We start from the raw sequence: 14562 nt of genomic DNA on the forward strand, positions 1-14562 counted from the left end.
GCCACCACCACGCCCTCAAACACTGGGTACAGCGCATCCACCCAGCCGTCCACCTCGGCATCACTCACCTGCAGAAACGCCATACATTCGGCCCCATGGGCCAGCCATTCGCGCTGGTCCTTGACCCCTTCGTGCTTGGCCACCAGGTGATCGGCGATGGCGGCAATCGCCACCAGATGGCGGACTTCCATGGCGACGCCTGAGTCGTTGAGCACGGAAAAATCATGGTGCAGGCGCACCGCATGGGCAATCACCTGCGGCAGGCGCCAGGTTCTGGCCACGATGGCGCCCACCACCGCGTGGTCGGTGCGGTGGGCGGCATTTTCGGTCTGGATGAAGGTGCGGTCCTGCCGCGCCATGGCTTCGACCAGCGTGCCGCTGTAGCCGCGCAGGCCTTGCAGCATGACCGGGATGCCGACATGAAAGAACAGCCCGCAGGTTTTGGCCACTTCCACATCCACGCCGTACATCTGGCGGGCGATGTGGGCCATGGCCAGGGAGCGGCGGGTGGAGGATTCCCAGAAGTGTTCGATCAGCGACGGGTCAATGCGGATGGCGTGGCGCAGCAAAAAGCCGGTCAGCACCGAGGCGGTGGGTTTGACGCCGAGCATGGACACCGCCTGCGCCACCGAACTCACCGGCTCGCGGCGTGCATACAGCGGGCTGTTGGCAATGCGCAGCAGCGCCGCGGTCATGGCCACGTCTTCTTCGGCAATGGCCGCAATGGCCTGCGGGTCCGGGTCAGGCCGGTTCAGCTCGTTTTGCAGCTGCACCAACAGCTGCGGGCAGGGTGGGATGACGATGTCCTTGACGGGCCCCGCCTCGCGGGCGTGATCGAGTTCGCGGTTGATGTCGGCGGCTGGCATGCTTGAATTTCTCCTGCACACCATTATCGGGACATACTGCAAGCTTCGATTGGACCCTTCACGCCGTGCGCCGCTGATCTACAACAGTGGACCCACCTGCCAGGTACTGGCCCATCGCCTCGGCGCTGAGGGCGCGGGAAAAACGGTATCCCTGCAACTCATCACAGCCCAGCGCCTGCAATTGCTCGGCCTGGGCCTGGGTTTCGACCCCTTCGGCCACCAGGCGCAGCGACAACGCATGGCCCAGTGCAATGATGGAGCGCACGATGGCCAAGTCCGCCGGATCGTCCATCATGGTGCGCACAAACGACTGGTCAATCTTGAGCTCATCAATCGGAAACCGGCGCAGATAACTCAGGCTGGAGTAGCCGGTGCCAAAGTCGTCAATCGACAACTGCAGGCCCAACGCCTTGATGGCGGCTAGTTTTTCAATGGCGCTGGCAGCGTCTGCCATCAGGTGGGATTCGGTGATTTCCAGCACCAGACGGGTCGGGTCACAGCCGTGGAACTCGATGCTCTGGCGCACGGTGGCCACCAGGTCCGGGGCGGCCAGTTGGGCGGCCGACAGGTTGATCGACATGTCCAGCGCCCCATAGCCCTGCGCCTGCCAGACGGCTTTTTGCCGGCAGGCCTCGTTGATCACCCAACGGCCGATGGGCTGGATCAACCCGCTTTCTTCGGCAATGGGAATGAAGCTCGCTGGCGAAATCGGACCAAGTTCGGCGCTGTGCCAGCGCAGCAGGGCTTCCATACCGACGATTTGCTGGGTCTGGGCATCCACTTGGGGTTGGTAGTTCAGCGACAGTTCACCCCGCTCCAACGCCAGCCGCAGGTGCTGTTCCAGCGTCTGGCGCTCACGGTTGGCCCAGTCGATCGACGGCTCAAACTCACGCGCAGCGTCGCGGCCGGCCGACTTGGCCTCATACATGGCGGCGTCGGCGCGGCGCATCAATTCATCAAGGTCATGGCCATCGTTGGGGTAGATCGCGATGCCGACGCTGCACGACACATTGAGCGCATGCCCGTGCACATGGTGCGGCTGGCGGATCAGCGGAATCAGGCGATGCTCGGCCTGCCAGCGCGCCTGGCTGCTGTCCTGCAAGTCGCGCAGGATCACCACAAATTCATCCCCACCGAGGCGGCTGACCATGTCGCCCGAACGCACCGCCTGCTGCAGGCGCTGCGCCACCGACTGCAACAACCCATCCCCAATGTGATGGCCCAGGGTGTCGTTGATGATCTTGAAGCGATCCAGGTCAATGAACAGCACCGCCACACACTCGCCGCTGCTGCGCGCCTGTGACAACACCGCGTCGAGGGTTTCGACACACAGCGCCCGGTTGGGCAGCTCGGTCAACACGTCATGCTGGGCCAGAAACTTGACCCGCGCCTCGGTGCGTTTGCGGTCGGTGATGTCAATGGAAATGCAGATGTAGTGAGAGATCGCTTCCTGGTGCGACGACTCCCGCAACGCCGAGACCATCAGCCAGGCCGGATAGGTCTCGCCGCTGCGTTTGCGCAGCAACACCTCACCCTGCCATTCGTTGCGCTGGTCAATCACCCGGGTCATCTCTTCGAGCTGGCTGGCATCACTGCCATCGCCTGCGCCCATCAGGCGCTCCAGGTGTTCACCCAGCACCTCGTAATAGTCATACGAGGTGGCACGGCAATAGGCGCGGTTGACACTGATCACCTGCTGCTGGCCGTTCATGATGATGATGCCCTCGGTGGAGGCTTCAAACACCTTGGCCCACAGCTCCATGCGCTGTTCCATGATCTTGAGCATGTTGATCGGCGTGAAGGTGGTCAGCACTGCGTCCTGCCCCTGAAAACTCAAGCGGCGCGCCGACAACACGGCCCAGGACGACTCACCCGCGCCGAGCCAGCGCACCTCGAACTCGTCCACCCGGTCGCGATCAGCCAGCTGCTGGAAGAATCTGGCTCGCACGCCGGGCTCCAGGCCATGCAGCCAGGGGTCGGTGAGGCAGCCACCCAGCCAGGGCTGGGCCGGCCTGTTGGCATGCAGCACCTGGTGGGCTGGGATCGAGGTCACCACCATCGCAATCGGAATCGACTCCAGCAGCTCCAGCTGTGCCTGACCCGCGCGGGCATTGGCGGCCAGCTCCTGGTGGATCAGGCGGTCCTGGTCCAGTTGCGCCAGCATGCCGTTGAAGGTGTCCACCAGATGACCAATCTCGTCCTGGCTGTGCCACTGGGCACGCAGGTTGTAGTTACCGCTGTGGCGCACATCGTCGGCGACGCTGGCCAGCTGTTTGAGCGGGCGGGCAATCAGCCGGGCCACGATGAACACCAGCCCCAGAATGCCGGTCAGCAAGGCCAGCGACGTGCCCAGATGCAGCCACATCTTGGCAAACAAGGCAGCCACCCGCGCATCCAGCAAGCCCTGCAGCGCCTGCGCCGAGGTGACCCAGGCCAGGTTGAGCGCGTCCAGGGTGTCGCCATAGGTCGACTGGAACAGCGTCAGATCACCCGGCACGATCCCCTGCTCGGAAAAACGCTGCACCATGGCCAGCACCAACCCGAGCTGCTGGTCCAACACCAGTTGGCGCGCCTGCAACTGGTCCTTGAGCGCCGGGCTGCCGGCGGCATAAGCCTGCTGGTAGTCCGAACGGATGCCCTGGCGGATGGCGTCCAGCCGCCCGGCCAGGATCAGCAGCGCCGTGCTGTGCTGCGACGCAGCAGCTGGCGGCAGCTGACGCTGCAGCGCCTGCGCGGTGTCAAACAGCACCTCCACCAGCTCCGGGAACCGCAACACCTGCAAGGACATGTTGTAGTAGCTGTCCAGGTCCGGGTCGAGGATCAGGTTGGATTGGTTGCCCACCGTGGTGATCAGGGCGCGCGCGCTCTGGATGGCTGGCCGCGGCGAAAACTGCCAGGTGGCTGCCGCTGCCGGGGGAGCCTGCAGACTGCTCACAAAGGCCTGGCTGTCGGCCTGGGCCTTGAGCTCGGTATCCAAACGCCCGCGCAGCTCGTCAAGCTGGGCACGCCGCTGTGGCAGGTCCACCCGCGCCAGGCTCGGGGTGTTGACCAGCGGCATCAGCAGGTCGCGCACCGCGTTGCTGTAGGCCACCCCCACCATTTCCTTGCGGGCAAAGTCAATGGCCAGGTATTTTTCGTTGATCAGGATGCCCGAGATGTAGATCACCGCCGTCAGGTCCAGCAGGTAGATCAGGATCAGCTTGCGGCTGACACTCAGCCGCCCCAGCCAGACACTGATCGCCCTGAAGACCTGACTGAACGGCACGGACATCCGATCTGGTCCGCCGGTCACACCGGGCTGGGCACCAGGAAGTCGCGGCTGATGTGGGCGCCCAGGTCATTGATCCGGTCCAGGAACTGGGTCAGGTAGGCGTGCAGGCCGGTGGCGAGAATTTCGTCAATGCGGCCGTATTGCAGCTCGGAGCGCAATTTGCCGGCGCGGCGCTGGGTTTCGCTGGAGGCGTCATTGGCCACCATGCGCAGATTGCCCACCACTTCATTGAGGCTGGCATGCAGGGAGCGTGGCATGTCCGGGCGCAGGATCAGCAGCTCGGCCACACGCTCGGGCCGGATCACGTCGCGGTAGACCTTGCGGTACACCTCAAAGCCGCTGACACTGCGCAGGATCGCGCTCCAGTGGTAGAAGTCGTACTCCTGGTCCTTGCCGTTGGCGGTGCCGTAAAAGTCGCTCTCGACCGCGTGAAACTTCACATCCACCAGGCGCGCGGTGTTGTCGGCACGCTCCAGGAAGGTACCCAGGCGCATGAAGTGCAGCGCCTCGTCCATCAGCATGGTGCCCACCGTCACCCCGCGTGACAGGTGCGAGCGGAACTTGACCCACTCGAAAAACTGGCCCGGGTCGGCCTCGAACTCGCCGTCCTTGACCATGCGCCGGACTTCCAGCCAGGTCTGGTTTTGTGTCTCCCAGACCTCGGTGGTCAGGGTGCCGCGCACGGCGCGGGCGTTTTCCCGCGCAGCGCTCAGGCAGGACAGGATGGAGGACGGGTTGCTTTCGTCCTTCACCATGAAGTCCATCACCTCGCGGGCGGTGATGTCGGCGTATTTCTGCTTGTAGGCCGGCAGCAGTTCGCTGATGCTCAGCAGCCCCTGCCAGCCAGCCAGCGCCACTGCCTGCGATTGCGGCAGCAGCGAGGTCTGGTAATTGACGTCGAGCAGGCGGGCGGTGTTTTCGGCGCGCTCGGTATAACGATTCATCCAGAACAGGTGGTCGGCGGTGCGTGACAACATGGTGGCTCCCTTGTGATGGCGTGAGGGTGGTGACGTGGCGGGCCAGGTCTCAGCCAGCCTGGCGTTGCGACTGGGCGGGCGCGGCAGCGGGCAGCTGGTCGGGGTGGTCGTCCTCCAGCACCCAGGTGTCCTTTGTACCGCCGCCCTGTGACGAATTGACGACCAGCGAGCCCTCTTTCAGCGCCACCCGGGTCAGGCCGCCGGGCACCATCTGCACCGTCTTGCCCGACAGCACATAGGGCCGCAGGTCGATGTGGCGTGGCGCAATGCCGCTTTCCACAAAGGTCGGGCAGCTCGACAAGCTCAGCGTGGGCTGGGCGATGTAACCCGTGGGGTTGGCCTGCACCGCCTGGCGGAACGTCTCCACCTCGGCCTTGGTCGCCGCCGGCCCGACCAGCATGCCGTAGCCGCCCGCACCATGCACTTCCTTCACCACCAGGTCTTTCATGTTGGCCAGCACATAAGCCAGGTCATCCTTGTGGCGGCACATGTAGGTAGGCACGTTGTTGAGAATCGGCTTTTCACCCAGGTAAAACTCGATCATCTTGGGCACATAGGGGTAGATCGACTTGTCGTCGGCCACCCCGGTGCCCACACCGTTGCAGATGCTCACATGGCCGGCGCGGTAGACGTCGAGCAGGCCGGCACAACCCAGGGTCGAGTTGGGGCGGAACACCTTGGGGTCAAGAAAATCATCGTCCACCCGGCGGTAGATCACGTCCACCCGCTGCGGCCCGCGGGTGGTGCGCATGTAGCAGAAGTTGTCCTTGACATACAGGTCCTGCCCTTCCACCAGCTCCACGCCCATTTGCTGGGCCAGGAACGCGTGCTCAAAATAGGCGCTGTTGTACATGCCGGGCGTGAGCACCACCACGGTGGGTTCGGCGGTGGTGGCCGGGCTGCTTTCGCGCAGGGTTTCCAGCAACAGATCGGGGTAGTGGGCAATCGGCGCCACCCGGTGGGCGGAAAACAAGTCAGGAAATAGCCGCATCATCATCTTGCGGTTTTCCAGCATGTAGGACACACCCGAGGGCACGCGCAGGTTGTCTTCCAGCACGTAGTACTCGCCTTTGCCTGCGGCGTCGGGGGCGCGCACCATGTCGATGCCGGAGATGTGGGAATACACCTGGTTGGGCACGTCCACCCCGATCATCTGGGGCCGGAACTGGGCATTGCGCTCGATCTGCTCACGCGGGATCAGGCCAGCTTGCAGGATCTCCTGCTCGTGGTAGACGTCGTGCAGAAAACGGTTCAGGGCGTTGACGCGTTGGGTCAGGCCACGCTCCAGGCTACGCCACTCATGGGCCGGGATGATGCGTGGAATCAGGTCAAACGGAATCAGCCGTTCGGTGCCGGCGCCGTCCTCGTCCTTGTCGCCATAGACGGCGAAGGTGATGCCGACTCGGCGGAAGATCATCTCAGCCTCTTCGCGCCGCTTGGCCATCATGTCACCAGGCTGGCGTGCCAGCCATTCGTCGTAGAGCTTGTAATGGTCGCGAACCTGCGCCCCGTGGGTGAAGAACTCATAGGGCAAACGGGTGTACATCTCGTCGAATTTCTGCATGAATATCTTCTCCTCATTCATCAATAGCAAGCTTCGGGCCAGCTGCCGCCATGAACCCGCGATCACGGCACCCGGTGATGCCAGTAACGCAGGTCCTGCTGCCGCTGGCATTGCACCGGATTGGCGCGCCACGACTGCCAGGTGATGGCACCACAATGAGGCGTATCCACCACCGGGATATGGTGTTCAGCATAACGCACCAAAACCGGGCCGGCCGGATGGCCAAACCGATTTCTGTAACCCGCCTGCACCAAAGCCATGCGTGGCCGCACGGCCGCCAGAAAACCGGCGCTGCTGGAGGTTTTGCTGCCATGGTGGGGCACCAACAGCACGTCGGCCGGCAACATGGCTGGCTGGGTGGCCACCAGCCGGGCTTCCTGTGCCTGCTCAATGTCACCCGCCAGCAAAACCGCCTGTTGGCCGTTGCTGATGCGCAGCACACAACTCAGGGCATTGGTCTGGTGTGCCATGCCGTAGTCAGCCGCCTGGGGGTGCAGCACCTCCACGCTGACCCCGTCCCAGACCCAGTGCTGGCCGGCCAGACAAGGCGTGGCTGGGCGTAACAGTTGCACGGCGTTGTCCGCTTCCACCGAACTCAGCAGGGTGGCCTGCGGCTGCATCATCAGCACGGCGGCCGCACCGCCGGTGTGGTCACTGTCACGGTGGCTCAACACCAGGGTGTCGAGCGACACGCCCAGGGCGCGCAGCAGTGGCACCAGCACGCGGTGGCCGGCGTCACTCTCGCGGCTGAAACGCGGGCCGGCGTCATACAACAGCGCATGGTGCGCGGTGCGCAGCAACACCGCATTGCCCTGGCCAATATCTGCCGCCAGCAGCTCAAACTGGCCCACGGGCGGGCGCGGCGCCTGCCACAACAACACCGGCAACAGCAAGGGCAAGCCGCACAGCCGCAGGTGCCAGGGCAGCCGCATGGCCAGCAAGCCGCCGCCCAGCACCCCGGCCAGGCCGGCCCACCACGGCGCCTGGGCCACCGACCACACCGCCCAGGGCCAGGCCGCCAGCCAGCGCAGCACCGCCGCCAGCAGCGCGGCAGCATCCCCGGCCAGCGCCCACAGACCCGGCACCAGCACGCCGAGCATGGCCAGTGGCGTCAGCACCAGGGTCACCCACGGGATGGCCAGCCCATTGGCCACCAGCCCGACCAGCGACACCTGGCCAAACAGCAGCAGCGTCAGCGGCGTGAGCGCCAGGGTGATCACCCATTGCTCCCGCAACATGGCAAGAAATCGGTCTTTAGCCCGGATGTTTCCTGCCTGAATAGCTCCTGAATCTGTAGCAAACAAAATGCCGACCGCGACAAAGCTGAGCCAGAATCCGGCTTGCAGCAGCGCCCACGGGTCCACAACCACCACCACCGCACAAGCCAGCAGCCAGACCAGTGGCCAGGGCCAGCGCCAACCGGCCAGGCGCAAGGCCCCCACCGTAGCCAGCATCAATACCGTGCGCTGCGCCGGCACACCCCAGCCACTGAACAAGGCATAAGCAGCGGCCAGCAGCACCCCACCGATCAGCGCCGCGCTAGGCGCGGGCAGCCACAGGCACAGGCGTGCCGAACGGCGCCAGACAGCGGCCAGCAACGCCGCAGCCAGCCAGGCAAACAGCGTGATGTGCAGGCCCGAGATGCTCATCAAATGCGCCACACCGGTGGCCCGGAACACGTCCCAGTCAGCGCGTTCAATCGCACCCTGGTCACCCACCACCAGGGCAGCGATCAGGCCGGCGGCCTGGGGCTCGGCCACGCGGGCAAAAATGCGTTCACGCAGTTGTTGGCGCGCCCACTCGACCGGGTGGCGCCAGCCCATGGCCAGGCGTTCGGGCGGCGGGTCCTTCGGGCCGGCGCGCACATAACCGGTGGCCTGCACGCCCTGCTCCCACTGCCAGAGTTCGTAGTCAAAGCCGTGCGGGTTGATGCCGCCATGCGGCGCCTTGAGCCGCACCGTGAACTGCCAATGTTCACCGGCCTGCAGCGGCGCCGGCTGGCGCTGCAATTCGCCCACCAGCTCGCCCGGACCATCGCCGCGGGCAAACACCCCCGAATACCAGGCCAGCTCCAGCCGGCGCGGCAACACCACCGGCTGCCCTTGCAGCTGGGCAGACAGCGGGTCAAAACGAAAACGCACACCGCCCTCAAAGGGCTGCGGCAAGGCCGCCACCACACCACGCACCACGAGGTCACGCCCCTGCAGCTCGGGGGCCAGCGCCGTGTTTGCAAAACGGCTGGCACGCAGCCCGGTCAGGCCAAACGCCAACGCCGAAAAACACAGCATGAGCACCAGTTCCCGCCCCTTGAAGACATCATTTTTAATAGCGAGAAGTGCAATGAATACAAGGGCTAGAGCCACAAAAGACGCATAAACCGGGGCCAACCACAAGACCGCCTGCTGCAACTGCCAGGCGCTGCCCAGCACGGTGCCCAGCAAGGCTGGCCACAACGGCAGGTGTCTAAATGTGGGGCTCACGAAGCAACAATTGCAATTGCGCCAGCAACACGTCACGCAAGGCCGTCAGCTGCGGCAACTGCTGCTGCACGATCTGGGTCTGCCCCTGGGCCTTGAGGTCACACAGGTACGCCGCCAGATCGTGAACCTGCTGGTGCAGGTCAACCAGTTCATCCACGGCGGCATAGCCGGCCAGCCGGGCCAGCCCCCCCGAGGACAACCACTTGCCCACATGGCAGTGCTGGCTGTTGAGCGGCACCAGGGCCTCGGCTTCCCCCTTGAGGAAGGCCACCATGGCGGCGACCCAGGCGCGGTGTTCCACTGCAGCAAACAGCAGCGGCAGATCACCACGCGGCACCGCCGCCACGCCGTGCCACAGGGGTTCACCCGGCCAGGCGGCGACCCAGGCGGGCAGGTCCTGCGCCGGCATCGGGCGGGCGATGCCGTAACCCTGGGCCAGTTCGCAGCCCAGCAGCAACAGCAACTGGCCATGCGCCACGGTCTCGACGCCCTCGGCAATCACCTGGCGGTGAAATGACGCCGCCAGGTCCAGCACCCCGAGCAGGATCGACAGGTCATCCGGGTCATCGAGCATGTCGCGCACAAAACTCTGGTCCACCTTGAGCTGGGTGACCGGCAGGCGTTTGAGGTAGGTCAGCGACGAGTAGCCGGTGCCAAAGTCATCGAGCGCGTAGTCCACGCCCAGCTCGCGGCACTGGGCCATGACCTCGGTGACATGAGCCATGTCTTCCAGTGCACTGGTTTCCAGCACTTCCAGCTTCAGATCCTGCGGATGGACCTGGGGGTGCGCCTGCAGCGCCGAGCGCAGATCGTCGACAAAACCGGCCTGCTGCAACTGCCTGGCACCGATGTTGACACTGACCGTCAGGCGCAGCCCCTGAGCCAGCCAGTGCACCATCTGCGTCAGGGCGGTCTGGATCACCCAACGCCCCACCGCGACTGCCAGCGGGTGGTTTTCAATCAGCGGCAAAAACGCCGCTGGCGCCAGCAGACCCAAGTGCGGGTGCTGCCAGCGGATCAAGGCTTCGGCCCCGACCACCTGGCTGGTGCGCATGTTGACCTTGGGCTGGTAATACAGCACCAGCTCCTGATTGGCCAGCGCCAGCTGCAGGCGCTGCACTTCTTCCAGCTGACCGCGCAACTGGCGGTCCTGCTCGGCATCAAACACCTGATAGCGGTTTTTGCCAGCCTGTTTGGCCTGGTACATGGCCTGGTCGGCCTGGCGCAGCAGTTGTTCGGCGTCGACCTCCTGGCTCTGCGGAAACAGCGTGACGCCGATGCTGGCCGACACCCGCAGCATGCGCCCATCCACCTTGGCCGGTGAATCCACGGCCAGCAACAAACGCTCGATCAGCGAGGTGCTGGCTGCCAGCCCGTCCACATCCATCAGCACCACGACAAATTCGTCACCGCCCAGGCGGGCCAGGGTGTCGCCGTCACGCAGGGTCTGCTTCATGCGGCTGGTCACGGCCAGCAACAGCTGGTCACCCACCGCATGGCCGTAGCGGTCATTCACGGCCTTGAAACCATCCAGGTCCAGGAACGCCAGCACCAGCTTCTGGCCGCGCCGCTGCACTTGTGGCATGGCCTGGCGCAGACGGTCAGCCAACAGCACCCGGTTGGGCAACCCGGTGAGTGCATCAAAATGGGCCAGGTGTTCCAGCTCGCGCTCGTGCTGCTTGGCGGCAGTCACATCCACATACAACGCAACAAAGCCCCCCTGAGGCAGCGGCATGGCCCGAATGTCCAGCGTGATGCCGGTGGCCAGCGTGCGCTCGCCATGAACAGCCGCCAGCTGGTCAATCTGCGCCAGACGCCGCTGCACCAAGGTCTGAACGTCACCGGGTCCGAAATCCCCACGCTGCGCGCCAAAACGGATCAGGTCTTCAAACCCCAGGGCCGGTTGCGCCAGCAGTTCGTCAGGCAGGGTCAGCAGTGACTGGAACTGGGCGTTGAACGCCACCACCCGCAGTTCGGCATCCACCACCAGCACGCCGCCGGGAAAGTTGTCGATGATGGTGGCCAGCTGGTCGTTTTGCTGTTGCAGGCGCAGTTCGGTCGATTGCAGTGCGGCTACCTGCAGGCTCAGGGTTTGCGCACGAGCATCGAGTTCGCGCTGGTTGTCCTGCAGCAGCCTGATCATGGCCTGCTGGCTGCTGGCCAGTTGCGCCACCTCGGCTACGCTGCTGTGGATCGGTGGGCCGGGCTGGAAATCCAGTTGGCCAATGCGTTGACTGGCCGCTGCCAGCGCCTCCAGCGGCCGCGTCAGCCGCAGGGTGCCGGCGTGGATCAACCACAACGACAACATCAACGCCAGCAACAACGCCAGGCCAAGGGCCAGCATGATCGGCCCCCAGGCCGGTGCAAAGTCGCTGGCCGGAGCCAGCACCAGCACCCACAGGTGCTGCTGTCCCAAGGGATAGTCGCGCGCACTGATCAGCCAGTCGCTGCCACCCGACGCGTAGGCCAGCGCCCCCGCAGGTTGGCGCTCGGCGCGCTGCCAGCGTGCCAGCCCGTCACGCAACGCGGTCAACCCGAGTTCAGCCGCAGGTTTGAGCACCTGTTGGTGCCAGTCTGCTTCGGCCATGCCAGCGGGCGCAGACGGCAGCGCCAGCACCCGAAGATCGTCACTGACCACCAGCGCCAGGCCATGCGTGCTCACCTTGGCCTGCATGGTGGCGCGCGACAGGTCACGCAGGGTCAGGTCCACTCCCAGCACAAAGTCGCGGCCGTCGGCCAGCCGCCAGCGCGACGAGGCGGTGATACCGGGGTCACCGGTGGTGAACAGGCTGTAAGGCGCGGTCCAGTAAACCGCCTGCTCCGACAGCAGCGACTGTGCCCCCAGGTACCAGGGCCGCAGACGCGGGTCATACAACTGATCACCCCAACGGGTGGCCAGCGTGCCATCGGGCCGATGGTCGATCAACCAGTGCCGCCGCGGGCCCCATTGGGGAATGTCCGTCATGCGATTGCGCCAGGAACCGTCACTTTGCTTGAGCAGCAGCCAGCCCTGGCCGGCAGACGTGCCTGCCACCACCGAGGTCAGCTGTGGCAGGGTGCGCAGCACCGGCTGGAACACCTGGTTGAAGGCCTGCGGCGAGGCCAGATCAGGTGCTGCGCCGTTGAGCCAGCCACGCCCCATGCTCAGCAGCCGCTGCGGTGGCATGAACACCTCGTTGAGGTCCACCTGCACCCGCGACACCGTGGCATCAAACTGGTCGCGGGCAATACGCTGCGCCATCGGCAGCAGGCCCAAGCCGACAAAACCAGCCGCCACCAGCAGGGTCGTCACCACCACCAGCACCCCTGCGCGGCGCAGCATGAACTGGCGCAGGGGCTGGCCGGTGGGTTGAAGCTGGGTCATGGGGATGGCAGGTTGAAACGGCCGGCGGCATCAGAGCGTGCGAACCTGCGACAGATCGGGTCGCGCCAGCCAGGCAGCCAACTCGTCGGCCAGCTGCGTGCTGGCGGCCACCGCGGTGGTCCAGGCCTTGACGCGCCCGGCCAGGTCGGCACCGTAATGGGTGAAATCGGTGCGATCGGGCAGCTTGCCATGGGGCAGGGTCCTGACCCAATCCGGGTCTGGGGCCAGCAGCAGCATGTTGTCCAGGAAGGGGGTGGCCGGGTGGCGCCAGCGCAGGTGTTTGTCCAGCCAGCCGGGCACCACACTTTGCTGGAAATGCGGGTACAACACCAGATTCGCCGGCTCTTGTGAGCATTTTTGGCCTCCAGCCCGGGTGGAATCTCCCTCTATAGCTACTTTTTCGATAGCATTCGACCAATTCAGGTGCAGGTGATAGTCGGTCACCCCACCGTCCCAGTAGGCACCGTCGGGTGCCCCGGCAATGTCATGCACGGCCCGCAGCACAAACGGGATCGAACAACTGGCCTGCAAGGCGGCCTGGAAATTGCCCTCGGTCAGGCCCACCTGGTGCGTCGGGTAGTCACGGCTGTCAAACGGCAGGCGGCTCAGTTGCGCCGGTGCCGTCGGCATCGGGCTGGAAAACACCACCCGTTCCAGCCAGGCGCCGAGCGCCCGGCGTGCCAGCAGATTGCTCAAAAATGCACCGCCATAACCGAGCGCCGTGCGCCAGCCCTGTTCACGCGCCAGCAGACCGCGCCCATGCGAGGTCAGCACATGCAGACGGTAACGCGGGTGCTGCAGCAGCTGGCTGATCTGGCCGCGGTAAAAGGCCTGCAGGTTCTGCCCGAACAGGGCGCTGACACGTTCGGGTGGTGGCCGGGTTTCACCGGGCAGCAGGGGGTAGTCCTGGTGGATGTAATCGTGCTCCAGCCGCTGCAAGGCCGCCACCGGGTCCGGCAGGCAGGCGGTGGCCATGCGCCAGGCGCCAATCGAGGCGCCCACCAGGTCCACACGCTGGCTGGACTGGGGCAACCACTGGCCAAAAATGAAGCGGTCCAGCGGCCCGAGGATCAGGCCCTTGGGGCCGCCGGCCGCCGCAGCCACTGCGCCGATGTGCTGGCTTTGCAGGCCGTGACGGTGCAAATGGGTCAGCGCTGTCGGGCCGGCATACAGGCGCAGGGCTTTCATGACGGCTGCCTCATGACACACCCACAGCATCGAAAGGACAAGGAAAAACCAGACATGTTTGAAGGTCTTCTGGCGATGAACAAGCGGGCAACTCGAAGCGAGTCTGGACGACCCTATTTTGAATGTATTTTGATGGACAAACCAGGGGCGTTGCAAACCATGTGCCGGTTATCATGTCTGGCATCCAACTGATGTCGTGAAGGAAACGCTGTGAACCAACTGAAAATCTCTACCCGCTTGGCCACTCTGATCACCGTCATGGGACTGCTGCTGGTACTCATTGGCGGCTTTGGTCTGTACGGCATGACCCAAAGTGACGATGCACTGGACAAGATGTACAACGGCCCCGTGAGCCAAGTTGCCCAGATCAGCGAACTGCGTTACCTGACCTTGCGCAATCGGCTGGTGATTGCCAATGCGGTGATCGAGCAGACCGCCGAACGCAGCGGCAAAAGTGTCTCCGAGGTGGAGGCCAACCTCGCCCAGATCTCCAAAGTCTGGACCACCTACATGGCTACGCCCATGCCCCCGGATGAAGCCAGGATGGCCAAGGGCCTTGACGACAAGCTCAACCGCCATATCAAGGAAGGTGTGACCCCGACCCTGGCGGCCCTGCGTGCCAACGACTACAAGGAGGCCCATCGCCTGGTGGTCGAGGTGATCCGTCCCACCTTTGATGCCGCGCGCGAGCAGTCGGATGCCATGCTGAAATTCAACCTGGATGAAGCCAAGGCCAACTTTGAGGCGGAGAGTGCCCAGTTTCACACCATCCGCAATATCTCGATTGTGTCCATCGTGCTTGGTTTGTTGTTCTCCCTCGCCTTCGGGGTGGCACTGCTGCGAAGCATTACC

At 64.6% G+C, this 14562-nt stretch carries 8 protein-coding genes; 1 reads left to right on the plus strand and 7 read right to left on the minus strand.

The window, feature by feature from the left end:
* The 7 genes from PHW99_RS07710 to PHW99_RS07740 all read right to left on the minus strand — a co-directional run.
* The coding region (locus PHW99_RS07710; RefSeq protein ID WP_300175380.1) for an HDOD domain-containing protein at positions 1-866 on the minus strand (866 nt) is incomplete at its 3' end.
* Positions 867-924: 58 nt separating this feature from the next.
* The gene (locus tag PHW99_RS07715) at positions 925-4137 is read right to left on the minus strand and encodes an EAL domain-containing protein (RefSeq protein ID WP_300175382.1); all 3213 of its coding nucleotides are present in this window, start codon (positions 4135-4137) and stop codon (positions 925-927) included.
* Between the two features lie 17 nt (positions 4138-4154).
* Complete coding sequence (locus tag PHW99_RS07720) at positions 4155-5114, minus strand: alpha-E domain-containing protein (RefSeq protein WP_300175384.1); 960 nt, start codon at positions 5112-5114, stop codon at positions 4155-4157.
* 49 nt (positions 5115-5163) lie between these two features.
* Positions 5164-6678, minus strand: a complete 1515-nt coding sequence (locus tag PHW99_RS07725; protein WP_300175386.1) for a circularly permuted type 2 ATP-grasp protein — start codon at positions 6676-6678, stop codon at positions 5164-5166.
* A gap of 62 nt (positions 6679-6740) precedes the next feature.
* Positions 6741-9158 (minus strand): DNA internalization-related competence protein ComEC/Rec2, encoded by a 2418-nt coding sequence (locus PHW99_RS07730; RefSeq protein ID WP_300175388.1) that lies wholly within the window; start codon positions 9156-9158, stop codon positions 6741-6743.
* A complete protein-coding gene (locus PHW99_RS07735) occupies positions 9142-12522 on the minus strand; it encodes an EAL domain-containing protein (RefSeq protein ID WP_300175390.1) in 3381 nt (1126 codons plus the stop codon). The genes PHW99_RS07730 and PHW99_RS07735 overlap by 17 nt, the downstream gene beginning before the upstream one ends.
* Before the next feature lie 30 nt (positions 12523-12552).
* Positions 12553-13710: a patatin-like phospholipase family protein gene (locus PHW99_RS07740; RefSeq protein WP_300175392.1), complete on the minus strand. Its 1158-nt coding sequence runs from the start codon at positions 13708-13710 to the stop codon at positions 12553-12555.
* A 210-nt stretch (positions 13711-13920) separates the two neighbouring features.
* On the opposite strand from PHW99_RS07740, the gene PHW99_RS07745 reads away from it, so the two are divergent.
* Positions 13921-14562 (plus strand): Tar ligand binding domain-containing protein (locus tag PHW99_RS07745; protein WP_300175394.1); only part of this gene is annotated, 642 nt, incomplete at its 3' end.

Origin of the sequence: Rhodoferax sp., assembly GCF_028689305.1 — a bacterium.
In the GTDB taxonomy this organism is placed as follows: domain Bacteria; phylum Pseudomonadota; class Gammaproteobacteria; order Burkholderiales; family Burkholderiaceae_C; genus Rhodoferax.

Bases quoted from the DNA above. Each gene is read 5' to 3' on its own strand.
- PHW99_RS07715 (WP_300175382.1), bottom strand. From the start codon at position 4,137: ATGTCCGTGCCGTTCAGTCAGGTCTTCAGGGCGATCAGTGTCTGGCTG.
- PHW99_RS07720 (WP_300175384.1), bottom strand. From the start codon at position 5,114: ATGTTGTCACGCACCGCCGACCACCTGTTCTGGATGAATCGTTATACC.
- PHW99_RS07725 (WP_300175386.1), bottom strand. From the start codon at position 6,678: ATGCAGAAATTCGACGAGATGTACACCCGTTTGCCCTATGAGTTCTTC.
- PHW99_RS07735 (WP_300175390.1), bottom strand. From the start codon at position 12,522: ATGACCCAGCTTCAACCCACCGGCCAGCCCCTGCGCCAGTTCATGCTG.
- PHW99_RS07740 (WP_300175392.1), bottom strand. From the start codon at position 13,710: ATGAAAGCCCTGCGCCTGTATGCCGGCCCGACAGCGCTGACCCATTTG.